At 71.1% G+C, this 24675-nt stretch carries 22 protein-coding genes; 15 read left to right on the top strand and 7 right to left on the bottom strand.

The window, feature by feature from the left end:
* Nucleotides 1–243: 243 nt before the first annotated feature.
* The 3 genes from cphA to ACYVAG_RS00200 all read right to left on the bottom strand — a co-directional run bounded on the left by cphA (nucleotide 244) and on the right by ACYVAG_RS00200 (nucleotide 4893).
* On the bottom strand, nucleotides 244–3051 hold the full coding sequence (cphA, locus tag ACYVAG_RS00210) for a cyanophycin synthetase (RefSeq protein ID WP_460765064.1): 2808 nt from the start codon (nucleotides 3049–3051) through the stop codon (nucleotides 244–246).
* Nucleotides 3052–3150: 99 nt separating this feature from the next.
* Nucleotides 3151–4092, bottom strand: coding sequence for a cyanophycinase (locus tag ACYVAG_RS00205; protein WP_460765062.1), 942 nt, complete (start codon nucleotides 4090–4092; stop codon nucleotides 3151–3153).
* Between the two features lie 93 nt (nucleotides 4093–4185).
* Nucleotides 4186–4893: a hypothetical protein gene (locus tag ACYVAG_RS00200; RefSeq protein ID WP_460765060.1), complete on the bottom strand. Its 708-nt coding sequence runs from the start codon at nucleotides 4891–4893 to the stop codon at nucleotides 4186–4188.
* A 53-nt stretch (nucleotides 4894–4946) separates the two neighbouring features.
* Between ACYVAG_RS00200 and ACYVAG_RS00195 the strand changes: the two genes are divergently transcribed.
* From ACYVAG_RS00195 to ACYVAG_RS00185, 3 genes are all read left to right on the top strand, one after another.
* Nucleotides 4947–5729, top strand: a complete 783-nt coding sequence (locus ACYVAG_RS00195) for an ABC transporter ATP-binding protein (RefSeq protein ID WP_460765058.1) — start codon at nucleotides 4947–4949, stop codon at nucleotides 5727–5729.
* Nucleotides 5730–5843: 114 nt separating this feature from the next.
* Nucleotides 5844–6632, top strand: coding sequence for a sulfite exporter TauE/SafE family protein (locus tag ACYVAG_RS00190; protein ID WP_460765056.1), 789 nt, complete (start codon nucleotides 5844–5846; stop codon nucleotides 6630–6632).
* A gap of 4 nt (nucleotides 6633–6636) precedes the next feature.
* Nucleotides 6637–7440 (top strand): TrmH family RNA methyltransferase, encoded by an 804-nt coding sequence (locus ACYVAG_RS00185; protein ID WP_460765054.1) that lies wholly within the window; start codon nucleotides 6637–6639, stop codon nucleotides 7438–7440.
* 37 nt (nucleotides 7441–7477) lie between these two features.
* Here ACYVAG_RS00185 and def read toward each other — a convergent pair whose 3' ends face one another.
* Nucleotides 7478–8068 (bottom strand): peptide deformylase, encoded by a 591-nt coding sequence (gene def, locus ACYVAG_RS00180; protein ID WP_460765052.1) that lies wholly within the window; start codon nucleotides 8066–8068, stop codon nucleotides 7478–7480.
* A gap of 39 nt (nucleotides 8069–8107) precedes the next feature.
* Between def and ACYVAG_RS00175 the strand changes: the two genes are divergently transcribed.
* Nucleotides 8108–9028: a tyrosine recombinase XerC gene (locus tag ACYVAG_RS00175; RefSeq protein WP_460765050.1), complete on the top strand. Its 921-nt coding sequence runs from the start codon at nucleotides 8108–8110 to the stop codon at nucleotides 9026–9028.
* 8 nt (nucleotides 9029–9036) lie between these two features.
* Here ACYVAG_RS00175 and ACYVAG_RS00170 read toward each other — a convergent pair whose 3' ends face one another.
* Entirely contained in the window at nucleotides 9037–10044 is a 1008-nt protein-coding gene (locus ACYVAG_RS00170) for a M23 family metallopeptidase (RefSeq protein WP_460765048.1), read from the bottom strand.
* A gap of 318 nt (nucleotides 10045–10362) precedes the next feature.
* Here ACYVAG_RS00170 and rpsB point away from each other — a divergent pair, with 318 nt between their 5' ends.
* The 8 genes from rpsB to ACYVAG_RS00130 all read left to right on the top strand — a co-directional run bounded on the left by rpsB (nucleotide 10363) and on the right by ACYVAG_RS00130 (nucleotide 18568).
* Complete coding sequence (gene rpsB / locus ACYVAG_RS00165) at nucleotides 10363–11313, top strand: 30S ribosomal protein S2 (RefSeq protein WP_460765046.1); 951 nt, start codon at nucleotides 10363–10365, stop codon at nucleotides 11311–11313.
* Between the two features lie 138 nt (nucleotides 11314–11451).
* Nucleotides 11452–12264, top strand: a complete 813-nt coding sequence (tsf, locus tag ACYVAG_RS00160; protein WP_460765044.1) for a translation elongation factor Ts — start codon at nucleotides 11452–11454, stop codon at nucleotides 12262–12264.
* Between the two features lie 198 nt (nucleotides 12265–12462).
* Nucleotides 12463–13173 carry a UMP kinase gene (gene pyrH, locus ACYVAG_RS00155; RefSeq protein WP_460765042.1) on the top strand — a complete coding sequence of 237 codons (711 nt, stop codon included), beginning with the start codon at nucleotides 12463–12465 and terminating at the stop codon, nucleotides 13171–13173.
* A 91-nt stretch (nucleotides 13174–13264) separates the two neighbouring features.
* Nucleotides 13265–13807 carry a ribosome recycling factor gene (frr, locus tag ACYVAG_RS00150; protein WP_460766756.1) on the top strand — a complete coding sequence of 181 codons (543 nt, stop codon included), beginning with the start codon at nucleotides 13265–13267 and terminating at the stop codon, nucleotides 13805–13807.
* 16 nt (nucleotides 13808–13823) lie between these two features.
* Nucleotides 13824–14726, top strand: coding sequence for a phosphatidate cytidylyltransferase (locus ACYVAG_RS00145; protein ID WP_460765040.1), 903 nt, complete (start codon nucleotides 13824–13826; stop codon nucleotides 14724–14726).
* A gap of 1 nt (nucleotide 14727) precedes the next feature.
* Nucleotides 14728–15909: a dual-specificity RNA methyltransferase RlmN gene (gene rlmN, locus ACYVAG_RS00140; protein WP_460765038.1), complete on the top strand. Its 1182-nt coding sequence runs from the start codon at nucleotides 14728–14730 to the stop codon at nucleotides 15907–15909.
* A 49-nt stretch (nucleotides 15910–15958) separates the two neighbouring features.
* Nucleotides 15959–17296: an NADP-specific glutamate dehydrogenase gene (gdhA, locus tag ACYVAG_RS00135; RefSeq protein WP_460765036.1), complete on the top strand. Its 1338-nt coding sequence runs from the start codon at nucleotides 15959–15961 to the stop codon at nucleotides 17294–17296.
* 72 nt (nucleotides 17297–17368) lie between these two features.
* Nucleotides 17369–18568: a CapA family protein gene (locus tag ACYVAG_RS00130; RefSeq protein WP_460765034.1), complete on the top strand. Its 1200-nt coding sequence runs from the start codon at nucleotides 17369–17371 to the stop codon at nucleotides 18566–18568.
* Between the two features lie 9 nt (nucleotides 18569–18577).
* On the opposite strand, the gene ACYVAG_RS00125 is transcribed toward ACYVAG_RS00130, so the two are convergent.
* Entirely contained in the window at nucleotides 18578–19681 is a 1104-nt protein-coding gene (locus ACYVAG_RS00125) for an LOG family protein (protein ID WP_460765032.1), read from the bottom strand.
* Nucleotides 19682–19772: 91 nt separating this feature from the next.
* Entirely contained in the window at nucleotides 19773–21245 is a 1473-nt protein-coding gene (locus ACYVAG_RS00120; RefSeq protein WP_460765030.1) for a S8 family serine peptidase, read from the bottom strand.
* A gap of 107 nt (nucleotides 21246–21352) precedes the next feature.
* Between ACYVAG_RS00120 and ACYVAG_RS00115 the strand changes: the two genes are divergently transcribed.
* From ACYVAG_RS00115 to ACYVAG_RS00105, 3 genes are read left to right on the top strand one after another with little or no spacing between them, the layout of a single operon-like run.
* Complete coding sequence (locus ACYVAG_RS00115; RefSeq protein ID WP_460765028.1) at nucleotides 21353–22042, top strand: M23 family metallopeptidase; 690 nt, start codon at nucleotides 21353–21355, stop codon at nucleotides 22040–22042.
* 44 nt (nucleotides 22043–22086) lie between these two features.
* On the top strand, nucleotides 22087–23337 hold the full coding sequence (gene dxr, locus ACYVAG_RS00110; RefSeq protein ID WP_460765026.1) for a 1-deoxy-D-xylulose-5-phosphate reductoisomerase: 1251 nt from the start codon (nucleotides 22087–22089) through the stop codon (nucleotides 23335–23337).
* Between the two features lie 10 nt (nucleotides 23338–23347).
* Nucleotides 23348–24646 carry a M50 family metallopeptidase gene (locus ACYVAG_RS00105; RefSeq protein ID WP_460765024.1) on the top strand — a complete coding sequence of 433 codons (1299 nt, stop codon included), beginning with the start codon at nucleotides 23348–23350 and terminating at the stop codon, nucleotides 24644–24646.
* Nucleotides 24647–24675 lie beyond the last annotated feature (29 nt).

The raw sequence follows: 24675 nt of genomic DNA, 5'->3' as shown, positions 1-24675 counted from the left end.
TCCGCGCAGCAACCACGGCGCCCCGCCACCCGAATCGGGTGGCGGGGGGCGGCGTACGGGTGGCGTGTTGCGCGCAGGTGTGCGCATTGCGCGGTTGGGGGCGGCGTACGGGTGGCGTGTTGGGCGCAGGTGTGCGCATTGCGCGGTTGGGGCGGCGTACGGGTGGCGTGTTGCGCGCAGGTGTGCGCATTCCGCGGGTCGGGGCGGCCTACGCCCGGCGCGTTGCGCACACCTGCGCACTTTTCACCCCTCGGCGGCCGGCTCCTCCTCGGACTCCTCCGACGGGCGCGCGTCTGGGTCAGCCACCTGGTTGTCGAACCCGCCGGTGGTCTCGGGTGCGGAGCCCGGGTGTGCCTGCTTCGAATAGTTCTCGAGCGCCGCCTGGACCACCGGATGCTTGTCCACACAGAGAACCACGAGGTCGCCCGGGTTCGAGACCGTCATCGCGTGGCGGGTCGCCTCGAGCTCGTCGAGCACCACCTCGACCTTGCGGCAGCGTACGCCGCCGGCCGCCATGGCCTCGCGTACGCCCTGCTCGGTCAGGGCTGCGGTCTCGCCCGGCGTCCGACCGCGCGGGTTCGCGTCCTCGCGCACCACGATCACATCGAAGTGGGCGGCCGCGATGGTGCCCATCTCGACCAGGTCGGCGTCGCGTCGGTCGCCCGCGCTCGCGATGACGCCGATGCGGCACGCGCGCCCGAACTCGTTCGTGGCGTCCATCTGCTCGCCGGTGCGGTCGACGAAGTCGCCGAGCATGCGCAGTCCGGGCGGGTTGTGGCAGTAGTCGATGATCACGGTGCGGCCGTCGACCACCATCTCGTTCATCCGGCCGGGGGAGAGGTAGTAGTTCGTCGAGAACGTCCTCAGGCCCTGGCGGATGTCGTGCAGCGACGCGCCGGCCGCGAAGGCGGCCGCGGCCGCGGCCATCGCGTTCTGGACGTTCATGACCGCGCGACCGCCGAACGTGGCGGGGAGCAGGTGGGTCCACGCGATCTGCATCGAGCGACGGCCCTCGCGCACCACGATCATGTCGCCGAGATCGCTCGACTCCAGCGTGACGGCGCGACCGCCGCGACGACAGTGGTCCTCGATCATGTCGTGGACCTCGGTGCCGGGCTTCGCCATCGAGAACCAGATGACGCGTCCGGAACACCGGCGGCGCATCTTGCGGACCAGCGGGTCGTCGGCGTTGAGCACGGCGAAACCGCTGCGGGGAACGGCTTCCACGACGACTGCCTTGACGTCGGCGAGCTGCTTCACGGTGTCGATGCCGCCCAGCCCGAGGTGGTCGGGCTGCACGTTGGTGACGACCGCGACGTCGTTCTGCTCATAGCCGAGGCCCTCGCGCAGGATGCCGCCGCGGGCCACCTCGAACACCGCGAAGTCGACGCGGGGGTTCTGCAGCACCATCTTGGCGGAGCGCGGGCCCGAGGCGTCGGCCCGGATCAGCAGGCGTTCGTCGACCAGGACGCCGTCGGTCGACGTCATGCCGACCTTCTTGCCGATGCCCTTGAAGATGTGGGAGATCATGCGGCTGGTGGTCGTCTTGCCGTTGGTGCCGGTCACGGCGACGATCGGGATGCGCGCCGGCGTACCCGGCGGGAACAGCATGTCGATCACAGGCTTGGTGATGTATTGCGGGTCGCCCACGGTCGGGTGGGTGTGCATGCGGAACCCCGGCGCGGCGTTCACCTCGCAGATGCCGCCGCCGGTCTCGCGCACGGGCTTGGTGATGTCGGGGGCGATGAAGTCGATGCCGGCGATGTCGAGGCCGACGACGCGCGCGGCCTCCTCGGCGATCTCGATGTTCTCGGGATGGGCCTCGAAGGTGCGGTCGATGGAGATGCCGCCCGTGGACATGTTGCCGGTCAGCGTCAGCTTGACCAGCTCGCCCTTCGGCGGCACGTCGTCCATCGCGAATCCCTGCTCACGCACGAGTTCGGTGGCGGCCCGGTCGACCTTGATGCGGGTCAGCACCTTCTCGTGGCCCACGCCGCGGCGGGGGTCGGCGTTGGTCTTCTCGACGAGCTCGGTGACGGTGCGTACGCCGTCGCCGATCACGTGGGCCGGGACGCGCTCGGCGATCGCGGCGATGCGCCCGTCGATGACGAGGCAGCGATAATCCTTGCCCGTCACGAAATTCTCGACGATGATCCCGCCGCGCCTGGCCTCGCCCTTGGCGACCTGATAGGCGTCGCGGACGGCCTCGACCGTGTTCAGGTTCAGGCACACGCCGCGACCGTGGTTGCCGTCGAGCGGCTTCACCACGACGGGGAAGCCGAGGCGCTGCGCCACGCGTACGGCGTCGTCCTCGGTGCGGACCGAGATCGACTTCGGCACGGGCAGGCCGGCCGACGAGAGGAGCGAGAGCGTGAGCTCCTTGTTCGACGCGATGTCGACGGCGACCGACGACGTGTTGGACGTCATGGTCGCGCGGATGCGGCGCTGGTGGACCCCCTGACCCAGCTGGATCAGCGAGGCGTTGTTGAGCCGGATCCAGGGGATGTCACGGGCCACGGCCTCGTCGAGGATCGCCTGGGTGGAGGGCCCGAAGGCCGTGCGCTCGGCGCGGACGATGAACGCCTCGAGCTGCTCCTCGAAGTCGAAACCCTCCTCGGGCTGCACGAGGTGATTGACCAGGCGTACGGCCAGCTCGCCGGCGGCGAGCCCGACGGTCTCGTCGACGTAGGCGTAGATGACGTTGTAGCGGCCGGGGTGGTCGCGCAGCTCGCGCGTCTTGCCGCGGCGCGCGTCGTGCCCGACGACCTGCTGGAGGGCGATCGCGACGTGCTCGGCGACGTGACCGAGCCAGGTGCCCTCGTGGAGCCGCTCGATGAATCCGCCCCGATGACCGCGCGAGCAGGTGTGGTTGTCCAGACCCGGCAGGAGTTCCACGAGCTTCTCGGTGAAGCCCGGCAGCGTGTTCGTCGGGAACTCCTCCAGCCCGCCCAGGTCGACGACGAGCTGGACGACCTTCTTGTAGTGCCAGACGTTGGGGCCACGCAGGACCCTGCTGGAGACGATGCTGAGCTCAGGACGCGGTGTCGTCATCGGCTGCTCCTCGGCGGTAGACGGGTAGTCGATCCTTGCACGCCCGACGTGATCGAGTCGACAAGTGTCCCGGCGCGAGAAGCGCCGCGGGCGGGCGAGTCAGTGCTGTTTGCGGCGCTGGTTGCGCGCGTACGTCGTGGGGTTCGCACCCTCCGACGCGATGTCGCGCGCGAGCTGGCGCAGGTCGGCGTTGGCCCGCTCGACCTCCGCCTGCTCGTGGGCGGGCAGGGGGTCGACGTTGACCACCAGCGATCGCGTCGCGAGGTCGAACTCCTCGCCGGCCGGCAGGACGTGCAGGATCGCGCCCGACGCGAGCAGGGGCGCCGACTGGTGGATCGAGGGGGCGTTGGTCTGCAGCCGGGATCCGTCCATGATCGTGACCGCACCGCGCCCGACGACCTTCAGGATGGTGCCGCGGACGACGGCCGCGGTGTCCTCGTCGACGCCGATGCCGAGGAGCGACGGGGACTGGGCCACCAGCGACAGGAGGCGGCCATAGCGGTTGCGCTGTTGGAAGTGCTGGTCGATCACGACGCCCCTGATGAGCCCGAGGCCCACCGCGAGGTGGCTCATGCGCTGCTTGGGGGTCGCTCCCGAGGCGCCGAACGCGATCATGTGCTCGGCCACGATCGACGCGCCCGCCGACGTGCCGCCGACGGCCGCCCCGCGTCGGTGGGCCCGGACGATGGCGTCGCCCACGGGGGTCCCGGTGATCACCGAGGTGAGCTTGACCTGGTTGCCGCCCGTCATGAAGATGCCGGTGGCGGCGTCGATCTTGGCCACCAGCTCGGGGTCGTCGGACTCGGCCCGCGTGGAGGGGCGGATGAAGTCCACCTCGGCCGCGCCGATCTGGTGGAAGACCGCCTCATAGACCTCGACGACCTCGTGACCCAGCGACGAGGCGGTGGGGATCACCACGATCCTCGCGTCCTTGCCGCCGGACGCGGAGAGGAACGAGCGAAGGACGGTGCGGCGGCGCATTTTCGCCTCGGCGCCCCCGATGGCGAAGACGGCGCCCTGGGCGGAATGGTGCTCAGTCATGGTCTGTGAACCCTAACCCGACCTGGGTCGCGCGTCCGAACGCCTCGCAATGCGGACGTCAGATCGCCGGGAGGACCAGGGGCCGCGTCGGGTTCAGCCCACCCAGCTGACAGCCGCACACAGGGCCTCGGCCGCCGCCGCGTGGACGCGGCGCAGGGCCGCGGCGCGCGAACCGATCGCGTGGCTGTGCAACACGGCGGAGTCGTCGTCGAGCGCCGCGCCCGTGGCCTCCCACAGCAGCAGGGCCCGATGGGCCGATTTCTGGGCGCGCCCGCCATAGCAGCGGGGGAGCACGACCTCCGGGACGTCGGGGCGCTGGCCCGAGGCCAGGTCGAGTTCGGCCAGTTGGCGGCCGACCTCGAGAACGGCCTCGGACAGTTGGCGGTCGGCCTCGCCGGGCGTGGTCGTCAGGAGCGGTGGCTCGGCGGCGTACAGACGCCACTGCACCGCCGGCCCGACCGGCTGCGGCACCCAGGCCAATCCGCCGCCGACGTGCACGACTGCGGCACCGGCCTCCAGCGCCGCGGTGGTGAGTGCGGCCGGCCCGCGCAGGGGCGCGAGGGCACCGGGCCGGGGGAGGGCGAGGGCCCAGTCGCCGGCGTGGAAGACCAGGGCAGCGGCGATGGCGCGGTCGAGGTCGCTCGCCCGCAGGGTGTCGAGCCCGACCAGTCCGTCGGGATCGCTGACGTGGTGGGCGGCGTCGTCGGCGACGACGGCGCGGGCGGCGACCTCCGGGCTCATCGCCGCGTGGCGGACGGCGTTGAGGTGGGCGGTGAGGCGGAGGGCGGCGTACACGGGCACCGGACCAACCTAGTCCGCAGGCGCCCGAGGCGGGAGGCGATAGTGTGCACCGCATGGTCGCAGTGGTTGATCTTGCCGAAGTCAGCATCGTCCGCGGGGGCGCCACCCTGCTCGAAGACATCACCTGGCGCGTGGACGAGGCCGATCGCTGGGTCGTCATCGGGCCCAACGGCGCCGGCAAGACCACCCTGCTGCAGGTGCTCGCCGCCCAGATCCACCCCACCAACGGCGTCGCCGGCCTGCTGGGGGAGGTGCTCGGCACCGTCGACGTGTTCGACCTGCGGCCCCGCATCGGCGTCACGTCGGCCGCCCTCGCCGACCGCATCCCGCGCGGCGAGGCCGTGCGCGACGTCGTCGTGTCGTCGGCGTACGCGGTGATGGGCCGGTGGCGCGAGGAATATGACGACCTCGACCACGAGCGCGCCCTCGAGCTGATGCAGCAGCTGCGCGTCGACCACCTCGCCGAGCGCACGTTCGGCACCCTGTCGGAGGGCGAGCGCAAGCGCGTCCAGATCGCCCGCGCGCTGATGACCGACCCCGAACTCCTGCTCCTCGACGAGCCCGCCGCCGGCCTCGACGTCGCCGGCCGCGAGTCGCTGGTGTCGACGCTGTCCGACCTGGCCGAGGACGCGTACGCCCCGGCCTCGGTGCTCGTCACCCACCACGTCGAGGAGATCCCGCGCGGCATGACCCATGCGCTGCTGCTCAAGGGTGGCCGGATCACGGCGGCCGGTCCCATCGCGGAGACGCTGACGTCGGAGGCGATGACCGAGACGTTCGAACTTCCGCTGGCCGTGAGCCACGACGAGGGCCGCTGGGCCGCGCGGGCCCGTTGATGGGCCAGAACCTCACCGAGTGGATGGGCGGACACCCGTGGGTGTGGGCGGCCAATGCGCTCGTGCTGGTGGTGGCGACCCTCCTCATCGCGCGCGGCGTGCGGGACTGACCGCGTGGGCGTCGTCGAGTTCCTGCTCATCGCCCTCGCGGGGGCCGCGGCGGGCCTGATCAACACCGTGGTGGGGTCGGGCACGCTGGTGACGTTCCCGACGCTGCTGGCGTTCGGGGTCCCGCCGGTGGTGGCCAACACCTCGAACTCCGTGGGCCTCACCGCCGGTGGCCTGTCGGGCACCTTCTCGATGTTGCCGGAGCTGCGGCCCCAGAAGGCGCGCCTGGTACGGCTCGGGCTCTGCTCCCTCGTGGGCGGCATCATCGGCGGCGTGGCCCTGCTGGTGCTGCCCTCGGCCGCGTTCAAGGCCATCGTCCCCGCCCTGATCGCGCTGGGCTGCGTACTCGTGGTGGTGCAGCCCTGGCTCGCGAAGAAGGTGGCGTCGCGCCACGCCGGCGTACCCCAGGACGGGGAGTCGCGCGAGCCGTGGTGGGTGTTCCCGTCGGTGGTCGGCGCGGGCGTCTACGGCGGCTATTTCGGCGCGGCCCAGGGCGTGCTGCTGCTCGCCATCCTCGGCATCGGCCTGCCCCACGAGTCGATGGCCCGCATCAACGCGGTCAAGAACGGCCTCGGCACCATCGTTAACGGCATCGCGGCTGTGGTCTTCGTCGCCGTCGCCTTCGGCGGCGGGCCACCGATCGACTGGTGGGCCGCCCTCGCGATCGCGCTCGGCTCGATCGTCGGGGCCCAGGTCGGTGCGCGCGTCGGTCGGAGGCTGCCGCCGACGATCTATCGCGTCGTCATCGTGGTCGTGGGCGTCGCCGCCATCGTCAACCTGCTGGTGCGGGGGTGACGCCGTGAACCGCGTCGACATCGACGCGGCCGACGACCCGCGGCTCGCCGACTACGTACGCCTGCGCGACACCTCGCTGCGGCGCTCGCTCGAGAGCGAGCAGGGCCTGTTCATCGCCGAGGGGGAGAAGGTGATCCGCCGCGCGGTCGAGGCGGGCTATCGGCCGCGGTCGTTCCTGCTGGCGGAGCGCTGGCTCGCCTCGCTCGCCGACGTGCTCGACGCCTGGCCGGACGTGCCGGTGCTGGTCGTCACCGAGGCCCTGGCGGAGGAGGTCACCGGCTTCCACGTCCACCGCGGCGCGCTCGCGTCGCTGCACCGCGAGACCCGCCACCAGGTCGCCGACCTGATGGGCGTACGCCGACTCGTGGTCATGGAGGACATCGTCGACCACACCAACGTCGGGGCGATCCTGCGCGGCGCGGCGGCGCTGGGCTGGGACGGGGCGCTGCTGGCCCCCCGCGCCGCCGACCCGCTCTATCGACGCTCGATCAAGGTCGCCATGGGTGCGGTGTTCTCGCTGCCGTGGGCGCGCCTCGACGACTGGGCGGGCACGGTGCCCGCGTTGCAGGCCGCGGGGTTCCGCGTCGTCGCGCTCGCGCTGGCCGACGGGGCGCGCTCGATCGAGGAGGTCGCCGCGTCGCTCGGTCCCGACGAGAGGGTCGCGATCCTGCTCGGCACCGAGGGCGCCGGCCTCTCAGAGCGCTGGGTCGGCCAGGCCGACGACGTGGCGGTCATCCCGATGCACGCCGGCATCGACTCGCTCAACGTCGCCGCCGCGGCGGCGGTGGCGTGCTGGGTGCTGCGCTGACGTCGCTCGGGCGCCCGTCGCTCGCGGGCCCGGGGGCTCAGCTCGCCGGCTGCTTCGGGCTGACCGGCCAGTCGTCGAGATAGCGCGGCGCGATCGCCTCGTGCTGCTCATAGAGCTTCTTGCGGGCGCGGCCCGACAGCCGGTCGCCGAAGACCGTGCCGTGGAGGTGGTCGGTCTCGTGCTGCAGGCAGCGCGCGAAGAACCCCTCACCGACGAGCTCGATGTCGTTGCCGTCGATGTCCTGGCCGCGGCAGATCGCATGGTCGGGGCGGGCGAGGTTCTGATAGGCGCCCGGCAGCGACAGGCAGCCCTCGTCGGCGGCCTCGAGGCGGCGGTCCTTGCCCTCCGGCAGCTCGACGGTCGGGTTGCAGACCACCCCGACATGGCGCTCACCGTCGTCGTCGGGGCAGTCATAGATGAACATCGACAGGTCGACGCCGATCTGGTTGGCGGCCAGGCCGACGCCCGTGGCGGCACTGAGCGTGGCGAACATGTCGCGCGCCAGACCCTTCAGCTCGTCGTCGAACTTCTCCACCTTCGCGCACGTCGCGTGCATCACCGGGGTGCCCCACCGCGTGATCGGGCGTACGGTCCCGCCGGTGGTCAGGTCGTCGATGTTCGTGGCCATGCAGAGTCCTCCTGTGAGCGTCCGTGGCATCGTAGTCGCATGGTCGACCTCCCCGAGTCGTTCGCGACGACGCTGGCCGCGTACCTGACCCATCTCGCGGCCGAGCGCCACCTGTCGGCGCACACGATCCGGGCGTACGAGGGTGACCTGACGGGCCTGCTCGAGCACCTGCACCGGCTCGGCCACGACGACCTCGCCGACGTCGACCTGCGCAGCGTACGCAGCTGGCTCGCCAACCAGCAGACCCGTGGCGCCGCGCGCACCACGCTCCAGCGGAGGGCTGCAGCCGTACGCGTGTTCTTCGGCTGGTGTCGTGACACCGGGCGTACGCCCACCAACCCGGCCCAGACGCTGAAGTCGCCCAAGCTGGCCAAGCGCCTGCCGCCGACGCTGGAGAAGGCCGACGCCGCGGCGATGCTGGACGCGGCGCTCGCCCGCGCGGCCGAGGACGAGGGCCCGATCGGGCGGCGCGACGTGGCGCTGCTGGAGATGCTCTATGCCTGCGGCATCCGCGTCGCCGAACTCTGCGGGCTCGACCTCGCCTCGCTCGACCACGACCGCCGCGTCGTGCGCGTCGTCGGCAAGGGCGACAAGGAGCGGACCGTGCCGGTGGGCGCGCCCGCCTGGCGCGCGCTGGAGGCGTGGCTTGTGGTCCGCGGCCAGGTCGCGGGACCTGAGAGCGGCCAGGCCGTGTTCCTCGGCGAGCGCGGGCGTCGCATCGACCAGCGGGTCGTGCGGCGCATCGTCCACCGCGCCCTGGGGCTGGTCGAGGGCGCCCCCGACCTCGGGCCCCACGGGCTGCGGCACGCCATGGCGACCCACCTGCTGGAGGGTGGGGCCGACCTGCGCAGCGTGCAGGAGATGCTCGGCCACGCGTCGCTCGCGACGACGCAGATCTACACCCATGTGACCAATGAGCGGCTGCGGGCGGCGTTCAGGCAGGCGCACCCGCGGGCGTGAACCGTCGATCACCCCAGCCACGTCATCGGGTCGATCAGCCGCCCGTCGATCCACATCATGAAGTGGAGGTGGCAGCCCGTCGAATAGCCCGTCGACCCCGACAGACCGATCACCTGCCCCTTCGCGACCCGCGCGCCCGGGGCCACCGTGTAGCGGATCGCATGGTTGTAGGAGCTCTTCACCCGGTGGCCGTCGACCGTGCCGTGGTCGAGCATCAGCCGGTTGCCATAGCCCCCGTTGAAATAGGACGCCTCCACCACCCCGTCGTGGACGGCGCGCAGCGGTTGGCCGCACCCCGTGCCGAAGTCGACGCCGTCGTGGAGCTTCCACACGCCCAGCACCGGGTGGCGGCGCATGCCGAACGGCGACGTCACGGGACCGCCGCCGGGGATCACCGACCCGTGGCCGCCGCGGCGATAGGGACCGCCCACCCCGGGCGGGACCGACGGCACCGGCTCGGCCGCTCGCTGCGTCGCCCGCTTCACCGCTTCCGCCGCCGCGTCGGCGGGCAGCAGGCGTACGCCGGCGCCACCGCCGACCATGAGCATGGGGTCGAGGTAGTCATCGCCCAGCTTGAGCCCCCAGTGCAGGCACGCCTCGACCAGCGGGTCGCGGCAGGCGTGGCCGCCGTCGAGCGTGCCGATGGGCTGGCCGGCGCGTACGGGGGTGCCGACCGGCAGTGACGTCGTCACCGGCTCATAGGTCGTCCGCAGCGCCCCGTGTTGCACCACGACCACCCCGCGCCCGGCGAGGACGCCCGCGTACGCGATCTGTCCGTCGGCGGCCGCGAGCACCGGCGCGCCGACGCGCCCGGCGAGGTCGACGCCGCGGTGACCGCGCAGCCACTTCCTGGGCGGGGGAGCGTACGGCCGGACCACCCGCGGGGAGCCCGCCAGGGGGAGCCGGCCGCGCGGGAGGGCGGGCAGCACTTCGGCGGCCCCGGCACGCGGCGGTGCGACGAGCGCGAGGGGCGTGAACAGGGCGGCGACGAGCACCACCAGGAGGCGACGGACCATGGAGGAAACATCCCTGACGATCCGGGAAACGTGTCACCGCCGATGCCCTCCTGTGGACAGCGCTTCGTGGTCGCACGAACCTGTGGACAACCCGTCCCGGCGCGGTTGGCGTACGCGGGGTCGAAGAGCGTACAATCACCTCGGCAACCCGGCCATCCGGGTTGACTTCGCATGCAGTCGTCCCCCACTCGACACGAATGGGGCGCGAGACGCGTGGTCCGGAGCGATCCGGGGCGTCGAGCGTGACTGCGTCAGGCGGCGCCGAAAGCCGGCGCCGAAGAACCGCAGGGGCGCAGTGCGCCCAGAGGAGGAACGGCCATGGCCGTCGTCACCGCCCGTCAGCTGCTCGAGAGCGGCGTTCACTTCGGACACCAGACCCGTCGCTGGAACCCGAAGATGAAGCGCTTCATCTTCACCGAGCGCAACGGCATCTACATCATCGACCTGCAGCAGTCGCTGACCTACATCGACCACGCGTACGCGTTCGTCAAGGACACCGTCGCCAAGGGCGGCCAGGTGCTCTTCGTCGGCACGAAGAAGCAGGCCCAGGAGACCATCGCCGAGCAGGCGACCCGCGTCGGCATGCCGTACGTGAACCAGCGCTGGCTCGGTGGCATGCTCACCAACTTCCAGACGATCTCCAAGCGCATCTCGCGCCTCAAGGAGCTCGAGGCCATGGACTTCGACAAGGTCGCCGGTTCGGGCCTCACGAAGAAGGAACTCCTCATGCTCAAGCGTGAGAAGATCAAGCTCGAGAAGGACCTCGGCGGCATCCGCGACATGCCCCGCACGCCGCAGGCCGTGTGGATCGTCGACACCAAGAAGGAGCACCTCGCCGTCGACGAGGCTCGCAAGCTGCGCATCCCCGTCATCGGCATCCTCGACACCAACTGTGATCCCGACGAGGTCGACTTCGCCATCCCGGGCAACGACGACGCCATCCGTTCGGTGTCGCTGCTGACCCGCGTGCTCGCCGACGCCGTCGCCGAGGGCCTGATGGCCCGCTCGGGTGGCGGCCAGGGTGGCGAGTCCACCGAGTCCGAGCCGATGGCCGAGTGGGAGCGCGAGCTGCTGGCCGGCCAGAAGGACGAGGCCAAGGCCGACGACGCCAAGGCTGATGAGCCCAAGGCAGACGAGCCCAAGGCAGACGAGCCCAAGGCTGACGAGGCCAAGGCCGAGACCCCGGCCGCCGACGCCGCCGACGAGGCTGGCAAGGTTGAGCGCGACGAGGCTGCTGCCGAGGGCGCGAAGGCCGACGAGGCCAAGTGATCCCCGCGGCCGCGGTCCTTCGGGGCCGCGGCCGCTCCATGCCCCGGGCACCCCGAGTCCCAGCCCGCACACAGATCTGACCGCTCACGAGATCCGGCACCTTCGGGATCACCGAAGGCCATACAGACAAGGAAGACAATGGCGATTACCGCTGCTGACGTGAAGAAGCTCCGCGACGCCACCGGCGCCGGCATGATGGACGCCAAGAAGGCCCTCACCGAGGCCGACGGCGACTACGACAAGGCCGTCGAGATCCTGCGTGTGAGTGGTCAGGCCAAGGCCGCCAAGCGCGCCGACCGCGAGGCCTCCAACGGTCTTGTCGCCCACTCCGGCAACGCGCTGATCCAGCTCGCCGCCGAGACCGACTTCGTCGCGAAGAACGCCGAGTTCATGGCGCTGGCCGATGAGGTCGCCAAGGCCGTCGACATCGCCAAGGCGAACGGCGTCGAGGCCGCCAACGCCGTCGAGCTGCCCTCGGGCAAGACCGTCGGCGACGCGATCCACGAGCTGGCCGTCAAGATCGGCGAGAAGCTCGAGCTCAAGGACGCGGCCTACTTCGAGGGCGACACCCACGTCTACCTCCACCGCCGCGCCTCCGACCTGCCGCCGCAGGTGGGCGTGCTCGTCGAGGCCGAGGGTGCCGACGCCGACCTGCTCCACGGCGTCGCGCTCCAGATCGCCTCGATGCGCCCGCAGTACGTCTCCCGCGAAGAGGTGCCCGCCGACATCGTCGAGGGCGAGCGCCGCGTCGCCGAGGCCAAGTCGCGCGAGGAGGGCAAGCCGGAGGCCGCCCTGCCGAAGATCGTCGAGGGCCGCGTGAACGCGTTCTTCAAGGACGTCTGCCTCGTCGACCAGGCGTCGATCACCGACGAGAAGAAGTCGGTCGGCCAGCAGCTGCAGGCCGCCGGCGCCACGGTGAAGCGCTTCGCGCGCTTCGAGGCCGGCGCCTGATCGGTCGCCGACCAACAGACGGTCGCCGAACCACCAGCACGTACGCGGGGCGCCGCGGGGAGAGATCCCCGCGGCGCCCCGCTGCATTGCCCGGCCCGGCCCAGCCACGGCCTGGCCCCGCAGACGGGGGAGTCGATTGGGCGCAATCACCCGCGTGCGGAATGATGGGGGAGCATCGAACTCGACGAAAGGTTCCCCATGGCGGCCTACAGGCGCGTACTGCTCAAGCTCTCCGGTGAGGCCTTCGGGGGTGGCAAGGTCGGCGTCGACCCCGACGTCGTCGGTTCGGTCGCCGAGCAGATCGCCGAGGTCGTCCACCAGGGCGTCCAGGTCGCCATCGTCGTCGGCGGCGGCAACTTCTTCCGCGGAGCCGAGCTGCAGCAGCGCGGCATGGACCGCGACCGCGCCGACTACATGGGCATGCTCGGCACCGTGATGAACTGCCTCGCGCTGCAGGACTTCTGCGAGAAGGCGGGGCTCGAGACCCGCGTACAGACCGCCATCACGATGGGCCAGGTCGCCGAGCCCTACATCCCGCGCCGGGCCGAGCGTCACCTCGAGAAGGGTCGGGTCGTCATCTTCGGCGCCGGTTCCGGCATGCCGTATTTCTCCACCGACACCGTCGCCGCCCAGCGCGCGCTCGAGATCGGCGCCGAGGTGCTGCTCATGGGCAAGCAGGGCACTGACGGCGTCTACGACTCCGATCCCCAGAAGAACCCGGACGCGAAGAAGTTCGACGACCTCTCCTATGACGAGTTCCTCGCCCGCAACCTCAAGGTCGCCGACTCCACCGCCATCTCGATGGCGCGCGACAACAAGCTGCCGATGGTCTTCTTCTCCCTCGACACCGAGGGCAACATCGGCCGCGTCGTCGCGGGTGAGAAGATCGGGACCACCGTCCACGCCTGAGCCCACGCTCACGCACCTGCACCACCGAAGCCCAGCAGCACCGAAGCCACGCACGACCGAAGAAGGGAACGACCACGTGATCGCCGACATCATGGCCGAGGCCGAGATGAAGATGGAAGCCGCCGTCGAGCACGCCAAGGAGGAGTTCGCCGCCATCCGCACCGGGCGCGCTCACCCCGGCATGTTCAACAAGATCATGGTGGAGGCGTACGGCCAGTCGATGCCGCTCCAGCAGCTCGCGACCGTCCAGGTCGCCGACGCCCGCATGGTCACGGTCCAGCCGTTCGACAAGTCGACCATGGCGTCGATCGAGAAGGGCATCCGCAACGCCGACCTCGGCGTCAACCCGGCGTCCGACGGCAACCAGATCCGCTGCTCGCTGCCGGAGCTGACCGAGGACCGCCGCAAGGAATACACCAAGCTGGCCCGCACCAAGGCCGAGGACGCCCGCATCTCGGTGCGCAACGCCCGCCGCGCCGCCAAGGACGCGATGGACAAGATGGTCAAGGACAAGGAGGTCGGTGAGGACGAGGTGACGCGCGCCGAGAAGAACCTGGACGCGTCGACCAAGAAGCACACCGACCAGATCGACGACGTGCTCAAGAACAAGGAAGCCGAGCTCCTCGAGGTCTGACCCGAGGGAGGGCTGCATGGCCGACACCGGATCACCCACGGCCACGGAGGCGACTCCGGGCCCGACGACGCCCGCCCACGGCCGCGCCGGCCGCAACCTGCCGGCCGCGATCGGGGTCGGGGTGTCGCTGGCCGCTGCCCTCGTGGTCACGCTGCTGTGGTGGAACCTCGGCTTCGTCCTGCTGGTGGCGGCCGCGCTCGCCGCGGGCGCTGTCGAGGTCCACAAGGCCCTCAAGCGACTCGACATGAAGGCCGAGATCGTGCCGATCCTCATCGGCACGGTCGCCATCGTCACGGGGTCCTATTTCGCGGGCCGGTCCGACCACCGCATCGACATCCCGTCGAACACCCTCATGCTCGCCATGCTCGGGCTCACGGCGCTCGTGACCCTGATCTGGCGGATGCCCCGCGGGGCCGACGGCTTCGTCCGTGACGCGGCGGCGAGCATGCTGATCATCGCCTACATCCCGCTGCTCGGATCGTTCGTCGGCCTGATGCTGGCGGGCGGGCAGGGGACGATGCGCGTCGTCACCTTCATCGCTGTGGTGTGCATGGGTGACATCGGCGGATACGCCGCGGGCGTGCTCTTCGGCAAGCACAAGATGGCCCCCCGCATCTCGCCCAAGAAGACCTGGGAGGGGTTCGCCGGCTCGATCCTCTTCGGCGTCATCACCGCCATCGCGTTCGCCGTCTGGGGTTTCGGCGTGGCGTGGTGGGGCGGCGTCGTCCTCGGTGTCGCGCTGGTGGCGGTCGGCGCGTGCGGCGACCTCATCGAGTCGCTGATCAAGCGCGACATCGGCATCAAGGACATGTCGTCGTTCCTGCCGGGTCACGGCGGCGTGATGGACCGCCTCGACTCCCTGCTGGTGGCCGCCCCGGTCGCCTGGCTCACGCTCTATCTGTTCGTCCCCGGAGGCTGACATGAAGCTCACCGACAAGCCGCTCCCGCTCGTGTTCGAGGCCCCCCGGCGCGGCAAGCCGCCGCAGCACTGGGTCGACCTCGCCCCGGAGAAGCGGACGCAGGCCCTCACCGACGCAGGCCTGCCCGCGTTCCGCGCCAAGCAGCTCTCGAAGCACTATTTCGAACGGTTCACGACCGACCCGGCCGACTGGACCGACATCCCGGCCACCATGCGCGACCAGCTCTCCGAGACCCTGTTCCCGAAGCTGCTGACGCCGGTCAAGACCCTCGCCTGCGACGACGACACGACCGTGAAGACCCTGTGGCGCCTCCACGACGGCGCCCTGGTCGAGTCGGTCCTCATGCGGTACGCCCGGCGCGGTGACTCGCCGGACGACCTGGCCGAGGACGAGGCCCCCGCGCCGAAGAACATGCGTACGACGATGTGTGTGAGCTCGCAGGCGGGCTGCGGCATGGCCTGCCCGTTCTGTGCCACCGGCCAGGGCGGGCTGCAACGCAACATGTCGACCGCCGAGATCGTCGAGCAGGTCGTCGCGGGCTTCCGCGCCCTCGAGCGCGGCGAGGTCGGCGGCGGCCCGGGCCGCGTGAACAACATCGTGTTCATGGGCATGGGCGAGCCGATGGCCAACTACAACGCGGTGATCGGGGCCGTGCGTACGCTGACCTCGCCGCAGCCGAACGGCCTCGGCATCTCGGCGCGCGGGGTCACCGTCTCGACGGTGGGCCTTGTGCCGCGCATCCAGCAGCTGGCCACCGAGGGCCTGCCCGTCACGCTCGCGGTCAGCCTCCACGCGCCCGACGACGAGCTGCGCGACGACCTGGTGCCGATCAACACGCGGTGGAAGGTCGACGAGGTCCTCGACGCGGCCTGGGAGTACGCGAAGACCACCAAGCGGCGCGTGTCGATCGAGTACGCGCTGATCAAGGACATCAACGACCAGGCCCATCGCGCCGACCTGCTCGCCCGCAAGCTCAGGGCCCGGGGAGACTGGGGGTGGGTGCATGTCAACCTCATCCCCCTCAACCCGACCCCGGGCTCGATCTGGACGGCGTCCCGCCGTGAGGACGAGCGCGAGTTCGTGCGACGGCTGGAGGCCCATGGCGTGCCCGCCACGGTCCGCGACACCCGCGGCCAGGAGATCGACGGCGCGTGCGGCCAGCTCGCGGCCGACGACCGCTGACCGAGGTCCACCGAGAAGAAGTACGCACACCCGAGTCCGAGGAGACACCATGGACGCTGCCCTCCAATCGACGTTCGACGCCGTCGTCGCCCGCAACCCCGGCGAGGCCGAGTTCCACCAGGCCGTCCGGGAGGTGTTCGAGTCGCTCGCGCCGGTCCTGCGGCGCAACCCGAAGTATGTCGACGCAGCCGTGCTCGAACGCATCTGCGAGCCGGAGCGCCAGATCATCTTCCGCGTGCCGTGGACCGACGACCAGGGCCGCGTACGCATCAACCGCGGCTTCCGCGTCGAGTTCAACTCGGCGTTGGGTCCCTACAAGGGGGGCCTGCGGTTCCACCCGTCGGTCTATCTCGGCATCATCAAGTTCCTGGGCTTCGAGCAGATCTTCAAGAACTCGCTGACCGGCATGCCGATCGGTGGCGGCAAGGGCGGGTCCGACTTCGACCCGAAGGGCCGCTCCGACGGCGAGATCATGCGCTTCTGCCAGTCGTTCATGACCGAGCTCTATCGCCATCTCGGCGAATACACCGACGTGCCCGCGGGCGACATCGGCGTGGGCGGCCGCGAGATCGGGTTCCTGTTCGGCCAGTACAAGCGCATCACGAACCGCTACGAGGCCGGCGTCCTGACCGGCAAGGGCCTGTCGTGGGGCGGCTCGCTGGTCCGCACCGAGGCGACGGGCTATGGCACGGTGATGTTCACCGCGCAGATGCTGGCGACGCGCGGGCAGGACCTCGAGGGTCGCAGCGTCGTGGTCTCCGGGTCCGGCAACGTCGCCATCTATGCCATCGAGAAGGCCCAGCAGCTCGGCGCGAAGGTCGTCGCCTGCTCCGACTCGAGCGGCTACGTCGTCGACGAGGACGGGATCGACCTCGAGCTGGTCAAGCAGGTCAAGGAGGTCGAGCGCGGGCGCATCGACGCGTACGCCGACCGCCGCGGCTCGGCCCGGTTCGCCGCCGAGGGCTCGATCTGGGACGTGCCCTGCGACGTCGCGCTGCCCTGCGCGACCCAGAACGAGCTCGACGAGGCCCACGCGCGGAAGCTCGTCGGGAACGGGGTCGTCGCGATCGCCGAGGGCGCCAACATGCCGTGTACGCCGGGCGCCGTCGCCGTGTTCCAGGAGGCGAAGACGCTGTTCGGACCTGGCAAGGCCGCCAACGCCGGCGGCGTCGCGACGTCGGCGCTGGAGATGCAGCAGAACGCGTCGCGCGACGCCTGGGACTTCGACTACACCGAGGAGCGCCTGCGCACCATCATGGTCGACGTCCACGACCGGTGCGCGGAGACGGCGGAGGAATACGGGGCGCCCGGCAACTACGTGCTCGGCGCGAACGTCGCGGGCTTCACGAAGGTTGCTGACGCCGTGATCGCGATGGGCGTCATCTGAGCGCCTGACCTGAGACGATTCCCGGGAGACCGGGAACATCGCGCCCGGTGGGGGACTCCATGGGGCGTGACGATGAAGAGCTGGACGGCCGGCGCCGCGGCGCTGGCGCTGTGCGGTGCGGTCGCGAGTTGCGCGGCCGCACCGGCGACGACGCCGACGCGTCCCGCCGACACCCGTTCGCCGTCGGCTGCGCCGACCCCACCGCTCGCGCCGCCTGCGCCCCGGCCCGCGGGCCCGCGTACGGCGTCGGTGGTGATGACCGGCGACCTCCTGTGGCACAACACGCTGTGGTTCGGGGCCAGGGAGGACGCGCGCGCGGCCGGGCGTACGGGCGAGGACGCGATGGACTTCACGCCCACGCTCGCCGGCGTACGCCCCGTCGTGCAGGCCGCCGACCTGGCGATCTGCCACAACGAGGTGCCGGTGGCCAAGAACGGCGGACCGTACGCGGCGTACCCCGCCTTCAACGCCCCGCCGCAGACCCTCGACGCCGTCAAGGCGCTGGGCTATGACCTGTGCACGACGGCGTCCAACCACAGCCTCGACCAGGGCTTCGACGGCCTGAGGACGACGCTCGACCAGATGGACGCGCGCGGCATCAGGCATGCCGGGACCGCGCGTACGCGCGAGGAGGCCGAGACGCCGACGATCGCGACGACGAAGGACGGCGTACGCATCGCCGTGATGACGGGCACCTATGACACCAACGGCATCCCGCGTCCGAAGGGCAAGGAGTGGTCGGTGCCCGACCTGGACCCGGCCGGGCTGCTGGCACGGGCGAAGAGGGCGCGGCAGGCCGGCGCCGACATCGTGCTCGTGGCGATGCACGGGGGCGAGGAATACCAGAACGCGCCGAACGCCCAACAGCTGGCGCTGGCGAAGGTGTTGACGGCGTCGCCGGACGTGGACCTCGTCTACGGCCACCACGTGCACGTGGTGCAGCCGATCACGAAGGTGAACGGCAAGTGGGTCGTCTATGGGCTCGGCAACCTGGTCGCCCAGCACAAGACCGACGTGCCGATGGGCTATGAGGGCATCATCACCCGGTTCGCGTTCACCGAGCGCACGCCGGGGAGGTTCGAGGTCACGGAGGCGGAGTTCCTGCCGACGCTCACCACGCACTACGCGGCCGGTCACCCGGCGCGCGTCGGGCTGGTGAACGAACAGCTGGCGGCCCATCGGGGCGATGCCGGCCGGCTCGAGGAGGCGAAGAAGCGGACGCGGCGGATCGTGACGTCGCTGGGCGGGTGCGAGGGGCTGGGCGAGCGCTGACCCTGCGGTTCAGGGGGCGAGCAGGTCGGTCACCTCGGCGATGTCGTCGACGAGGTGGAGGTGGCCGGCCATCGGCCTCCCGTCGGCCAGGGCGGTGAGCAGCTGCCAGGCCGGCAGCTTCTCGGTCCAGTGGTGTCGGCCGACCAGCACCATCGGCGCGATCGTCGTCGGGTCGGTCGCGTAGTAGTTCGGCGTCGCGGCCTGGAAGATCTCCTGCAGGGTGCCCGCGGCGCCGGGGAGGTAGACGATGCCGGCGCGGCAGCGGTGGAGCAGGGTGTCCTCGCGCAGGGCGTTCGCGAAATATTTCGCTATGTGGGTCCCGAACGCGTTGGGCGGCTCGTGGCCGTAGAACCACGTGGGGATGGCGAGCGAGGTGTGGGGGTGGTCGCCGGGGGTGGCCTGGTCCTGCGGCCAGCGGCGGCGCACCTCGAAGGCCGTACGCGCCCACGCGTCGATGCCGGGCCGGAACGACGGCACCTCGGCGAGGATCGCCAGCGCCTCGTCGAGGCCGTCGCGGCCCGCGAACCACGCGCCGAGGTTGGCGGCCTCCATCGCGCCGGGGCCGCCGCCGGTCAGGACGACGAGGCCGCGTTCGGCCAGCGACCGGCCCAGCCGGGCGGCGTCGGCATACGCGGGGGTGTCGCGCCCCAGCGCGTGGCCGCCCATCAGGCCGACGACCCTGCTGGGGTCGACGGCGACCTCGTCGAGCGCGTCGGTGACGGCGTGGTCGTGCAGTGCCATCGCGAGCGACGCGGCGGCCGACGGGGAGTGGCCCTGGGCGTGGGACCAGGCGTAGACGCGGGCGTCGAGGGAGTCGGCGTACACGGCCGAGTCATAGAGCTCGTCGGCGGTGTAGACGTGACCGCGGTAGGGGTCGAACGGCAGGTCGGGGAGCGCGGGGAAGACGAGGGCGCCGCGGGTGGTCAACGCATCGGCCACGCCGTCGTCGAACGTGCAGCCGAGGAAGGCCGCCCCCGCGGGGTCGAGCCGCGCGAGCACGTCGCCGCGACCGGTCAGGTCGACCGACTGCACGAACCAGCCGTGCATCGACGCCGCTGCGGACGTGTGGTGGTCGAAGGCCGCCAGGGTCTCGATCTCGAGGTGCTCGCTCATGGGGGCCATCCTGTCAGCCGGGCGGGAACGGCGAAGGGCCCGCGACACTCCGGGTGTCGCGGGCCCTCGCTGGTCGAGCGTGCGGAACGGGTCAGCGGGTGACGGCGTCGAGGGCGTCGATCATGCCCTCGCCGTAGAACGAGTTGTTCGCCGTGGTCCCCGTGCACGTCTGGTCGGTCGGACGGTCGGTGGGAGCGCACGGACGGTCATCGGCCTGCTGCTTGATCATGGCGATGAGCTGCGCCGGCGTGGCGTTCGGATGGGTCGACTTCAGCAGCGCCAGCACGCCGGCGGCGTGGGGCGAGGCCATCGACGTGCCGGACTTCAGCCCGTAGGTGCCGTTGAGCGTGGTCGACAGGATCGCGCGGCCCGGTGCGGCCACGTCGATGACGCCCAGCCCGTAGTTCGAGAAGTTGGCCTTGAGGCCGTTCTGGGCGATCGCCGAGACCGTCAACACGCCCGGCAGTTCGGCCGGGATGTCGTGGCAGGTGTTGTTGATCGTGCGCTCGACAGGCGTGGTGTCGTTGGGCGAGCCGTCGTCGGTCGTCTTGTTGGCGAGGTCGTAGTAGTTGTTGCCCGCGGCGGCGGCGTGGACGACACCCTTGTCGGTGGAGTACTGCACCGCGCGGCGCACGGCCTCCTTGGCGGGCGCCTGGTCGGCCTGGTCACCGCACCAGAACTCGAACGGGTCGACGAAGTAGGAGTTGTTCGTCACGTCCATGTTCTTCTCGGCGGCCTGCACGAAGCCGCAGATGGCGTACTCGGGGTAGATGAAGCCGTCGTCGTTGACGACCTTCACCGAGGCCATGCGGACGTTGGGCGCGACGCCGACGATGCCGACGCCGTTGCGGGCGGCGGCAATGGTGCCGGCCACGTGGGTGCCGTGGTCGGACGTCGTGGGCTCCCAGCCGGTCTTCGACGGCTGGCCGGCGCCCACGCAGTTCACCGAGCTGGCGACGTCCAGGTTGGGCTTGAGGTCGGGGTGGTTCGGATCGATGCCGGAGTCGAGCACGCCGACGAGCACGTTGCGGGAACCGTCGGTGATCCGGTGGGCCTGGTCGGCCTTGATCATGACGTTGTCCCACTGCTCGCCCTCGCGGGGATCGGCGGCAGCGGCCGTCGGGGAGGCGGCGCCGGCGATGTCGCCGTTGAGCATCTCCGCCTTCTTCTTGTAGGACGACGCGCCTCCCTTGTGGCCGTTGGAGGTGCCGGGGGTGCCCTCGGAGACCTCGGCGGTGCGGGTCGGGCCGGCCGACTCGACGTGCTTGGACGCGCGTACCTTCTTCAGGAAGTCGCCCTTCGTCGAGTGGGCGACGACGACGCCGATCTGGGGCCACGACTGCACGACGGTGCCGCCGGCCTGCGTGACGGCGCGCTCGGCGAGGCGGACCTGGCCCGGGTTGGCCTTCGTGTTGAGGACATAGCTCATGAGCCGTCCGTCGGACATGTCGATCGTGACGGGCGTGGAGGCGGTCGGGGCGGCCTGCGCCGAGATGGCCGGCAGCACCAGGCAGGCGGCAGCGGCCAGGGAGAGGGAGGCGCGGCGTACGTTGCGGATCTTCATTGATCTCCTCGAGGGATGGTGCCTGCGGGGGCAGGCACATGTCGTGCGCGTCACACTAGGGGAGGGTCCAGAGTTTGGGAAGAGTCGACATGGGAGGGGAGGCACGGATGAACCGGGTGGGTTGCGTGATTCTTCTGGGGTCGCTGCTGGTGCCCGCGGCGGTGGGGTGCACGCCGGATCGGCCGCCGCCGACACTGCCACCGGGCGCGTCATCGGTGCCGACTCCGAGCGTTGCCCCGAGCGCCTCGGAGAGCCCGAGCCCGACCGCCACACCCACGCGTACGCCGGCCGCGACGCCCCCGCCCACGCGTACGCCGACCCCCGCCGGCGACCCCCGTTGGCGCTTCTTCACCGACGACACGACCGCGTACGCGTCGCCCTGGTATGAGGGCCGCCACCGCCTGATGATCGGCTTCGGGTGTACGCCGGCGCCCTACTACCGCAGCGATTCCCGCTGCCCGGGGAAGCAGGGGTTCCACCACGGCATCGACGTCGCGATGCCGTGCGGTGTCGAGCTCCGCGCCGGTGTCGCGGGCCGCGTCGTGCTGGGCGGGCTGGGGGATGCGTACGGGTCGAAGGCGTTCCGCATCCGCGCCGACGGCGCCGACCTGATCGTCGGCCACGTCCAGCGCGTGCTGGTGCGCGACGGGCAGCGCGTGGAGGTCGGCACGCCGATCGCCGAGAACGGCGACCTGGGCGCTCCGGACGGCTGCCACCTCCACCTCGAGCAGCGCGCGGTGGGCGGGGGAGTGTCGACGGCGCGCGACCCGCGGGCGGTGCTGGGGCTGCGCGCCTGACCCGGCCGTCTCGCCTCCGGGCTGATCTCTGCGAGAATGGCCCGGTGCGAGACGTCGTGATCCTTGGCAGCACCGGTTCGATCGGCACGCAGGCCCTCGAGGTGATCGCGGACCGGCCGGCCGACTTCCGCGTCGTCGGCCTCGCGGCGGGCGGCGGCAACATCCCGCTGCTGGCGCGTCAGGTCCTCGACGTCCGCCCCGCAGTGGTCGCGCTATCGCGGCCGACCGCGGTGCAGGACCTCCAGCTCGCCCTGTACGCCGAGGCGAAGCAGCGCGGCTGGAACGCCGGCGGAACGACCCTGCCGAAGATCATCGCCGGGCCCCAGGCGTCGGCCGACCTCGCGGCGATGGAGTGCGACGTCGTGCTCAACGGCATCACCGGCGCCGCCGGCCTGACGGCGACGATGGCGACGCTCGCCGCCGGCACGACGCTCGCCCTGGCCAACAAGGAGTCGCTCGTCATCGGCGGGCGCCTCGTCACCGAGGCGGCCGCCCCGGGCCAGATCGTCGCCGTCGACTCGGAGCACTCGGCGATCGCGCAGTGCCTGCGGGCGGGGCGCCGCGACGAGGTACGCCGGCTCATCCTCACCGCGTCCGGCGGGCCGTTCCGCGGCCTGACCCGCGCCGACCTCGAGGGCAAGCGCCCCGAGGACGCCATGAAGCACCCCACGTGGGCGATGGGCCGCGTCATCACGATCAACTCGGCGACGCTGGTCAACAAGGGGCTCGAACTGCTCGAGGCCGGGCTGCTCTATGACGTGGCGCTCGACGACATCACCGTCGTGGTCCACCCCCAGTCGATCATCCACTCGATGGTCGAGTTCCACGACGGCTCCACGATCGCCCAGGCCTCGCCGCCCAGCATGAAGCTCCCGATCGCGCTGGGCCTGACCTGGCCCGACCGGGTGCGCGACGCCGCGTACGCGTGCGACTGGACGCAGGCCGCGACGTGGACGTTCGAGCCGCTCGACGACGCGACGTTCCCGGCGGTCCAGCTCGCGCGGCGCGTCGGCACGCTGGGCGGGACGGCGCCGGCGGTCTACAACGCCGCGAACGAGTCGTGCGTCGACGCCTTCTGCGCGGGCCGGATCGGGTTCACCGACATCGTCGACACGATCGCGACGGTGGTGGACGAGCATTCCTCCTCGACTCGCTCCGCTCGCTCGGAGAACGTTGGGCCCGGCGACGTAGGATCGACGTTGGTCGGCCCCGAGTCCGTCACGCTCGACGACGTGCTCGCCGCCGACCGCTGGGCCCGCGCGCGGGCCGCCCAGCTGACCGCGAACCAGGAGTGAGCCGACCCGCATGGAAACCGTGATCTACCTCGGCGGCGCCATCCTCTTCTTCGCCCTGATCATGGCCTCGATCGCGTTGCACGAGGTCGGCCACATGGTGCCGGCGAAGCTGTTCGACGTGAAGGTCACGCAATATTTCGTGGGCTTCGGCAAGAACATCTGGTCGTTCCGGCGCGGCGAGACCGAGTACGGCTTCAAGTGGCTGCCGCTGGGCGGCTACGTGAAGCTCGTCGGCATGTATCCGCCGGAGAAGACCACCGGCCGCGTACGCGCCGCCTCGTCGAACCCGATGTCGTCGATGATCGCCGCCTCCCGGGCCGCGGAGTGGGAGGACATCCGGCCCGAGGACGACGGGCGGCTGTTCTACCAGAAGACGACGTGGCAGAAGCTCATCATCATGGCCGGCGGCCCGCTGATGAACGTGCTGCTGGCGTTCCTGATCCTGTGGGGCGTGGGCGCGGTGCACGGCACCTGGCGTCCGCAACCCGTGGTCCAGCAGGTCCAGGAGTGCATCGTCCCGGCCGACCGCGCCGAGAAGACCTGCCAGCCGGGCGACCCGAAGACCCCGGCGTACGCCGCGGGCCTCGCCCCGGGCGACCGCCTCGTGAGCTTCAACGGCGCGCCGGTGACCGACTGGGCCCAGATGCAGACGCTGATCCGCGCCAATCTCGACCGTGACGCCCGCATGGTCGTCGAGCGCGCCGGCGCCCGCGTCGAGCTGCCGGTCGTGAAGACCGTCATCAACGGCGTGCCCGACAAGATGGACCCCGGGAAGCGCATCCAGGCCGGGTTCCTCGGCATGGTCCCGGCGTCGGAGAAGGCGTACGCCACCCCCGCCTCGACGGTGCGCGACATGGGGGAGATGACCCAGCAGTCGCTGCACGCGCTGGCGCGGTTCCCGGTCAAGGTCTACAAGGTGGCCGAGGACCTCGTCCTCGGCAGGCCACGCGACGTCTACGGCCCCATGTCGATCGTGGGCGCCAGCCGCGCCGCGGGCGAGATCTCGTCGACCGACCGGATCGGCGCCGGCGACAAGGTCGCGACGTTCCTGAGCCTGCTCGGCGGTGTGAACCTGTTCGTCGCCCTGTTCAACTTCGTGCCGCTGCTGCCGCTCGACGGCGGCCACATCGCCGGCGCCCTGCTCGAATGGGTACGCCGGGTCGCCGCCCGCCTGACCGGCCGCGCCGACCCGGGGCCCCTCGACACGGCGAAGCTGCTGCCGATCGCCTATGTTGTGTTCGGGTTCATCACGCTCTCCGGCCTGGTGTTGATCCTGGCCGACATCATCGACCCGGTGAAGCTGTTCTGAGCGCCCACGCACGAGTCCTGAGCCCGAAC

Source organism: Mariniluteicoccus flavus (assembly GCF_054776655.1).
Note: the sequence above shows the minus strand (reverse complement) of the source record. Positions and strands in the feature narration are given on the sequence as shown.

What these genes read in the sequence shown, in the direction of transcription:
- gdhA (WP_460765036.1), top strand. Translation starts at nt 15,959, where the DNA reads ATGGACGCTGCCCTCCAATCGACGTTCGACGCCGTCGTCGCCCGCAAC.
- cphA (WP_460765064.1), bottom strand. Translation starts at nt 3,051, where the DNA reads ATGACGACACCGCGTCCTGAGCTCAGCATCGTCTCCAGCAGGGTCCTG.
- ACYVAG_RS00105 (WP_460765024.1), top strand. Translation starts at nt 23,348, where the DNA reads ATGGAAACCGTGATCTACCTCGGCGGCGCCATCCTCTTCTTCGCCCTG.
- ACYVAG_RS00125 (WP_460765032.1), bottom strand. Translation starts at nt 19,681, where the DNA reads ATGAGCGAGCACCTCGAGATCGAGACCCTGGCGGCCTTCGACCACCAC.
- ACYVAG_RS00175 (WP_460765050.1), top strand. Translation starts at nt 8,108, where the DNA reads ATGGTCGACCTCCCCGAGTCGTTCGCGACGACGCTGGCCGCGTACCTG.
- ACYVAG_RS00115 (WP_460765028.1), top strand. Translation starts at nt 21,353, where the DNA reads ATGAACCGGGTGGGTTGCGTGATTCTTCTGGGGTCGCTGCTGGTGCCC.
- ACYVAG_RS00195 (WP_460765058.1), top strand. Translation starts at nt 4,947, where the DNA reads ATGGTCGCAGTGGTTGATCTTGCCGAAGTCAGCATCGTCCGCGGGGGC.
- ACYVAG_RS00170 (WP_460765048.1), bottom strand. Translation starts at nt 10,044, where the DNA reads ATGGTCCGTCGCCTCCTGGTGGTGCTCGTCGCCGCCCTGTTCACGCCC.
- tsf (WP_460765044.1), top strand. Translation starts at nt 11,452, where the DNA reads ATGGCGATTACCGCTGCTGACGTGAAGAAGCTCCGCGACGCCACCGGC.
- pyrH (WP_460765042.1), top strand. Translation starts at nt 12,463, where the DNA reads ATGGCGGCCTACAGGCGCGTACTGCTCAAGCTCTCCGGTGAGGCCTTC.
- rlmN (WP_460765038.1), top strand. Translation starts at nt 14,728, where the DNA reads ATGAAGCTCACCGACAAGCCGCTCCCGCTCGTGTTCGAGGCCCCCCGG.
- ACYVAG_RS00205 (WP_460765062.1), bottom strand. Translation starts at nt 4,092, where the DNA reads ATGACTGAGCACCATTCCGCCCAGGGCGCCGTCTTCGCCATCGGGGGC.
- frr (WP_460766756.1), top strand. Translation starts at nt 13,265, where the DNA reads ATGGCCGAGGCCGAGATGAAGATGGAAGCCGCCGTCGAGCACGCCAAG.
- ACYVAG_RS00130 (WP_460765034.1), top strand. Translation starts at nt 17,369, where the DNA reads ATGAAGAGCTGGACGGCCGGCGCCGCGGCGCTGGCGCTGTGCGGTGCG.
- ACYVAG_RS00120 (WP_460765030.1), bottom strand. Translation starts at nt 21,245, where the DNA reads ATGAAGATCCGCAACGTACGCCGCGCCTCCCTCTCCCTGGCCGCTGCC.
- ACYVAG_RS00145 (WP_460765040.1), top strand. Translation starts at nt 13,824, where the DNA reads ATGGCCGACACCGGATCACCCACGGCCACGGAGGCGACTCCGGGCCCG.
- rpsB (WP_460765046.1), top strand. Translation starts at nt 10,363, where the DNA reads ATGGCCGTCGTCACCGCCCGTCAGCTGCTCGAGAGCGGCGTTCACTTC.
- def (WP_460765052.1), bottom strand. Translation starts at nt 8,068, where the DNA reads ATGGCCACGAACATCGACGACCTGACCACCGGCGGGACCGTACGCCCG.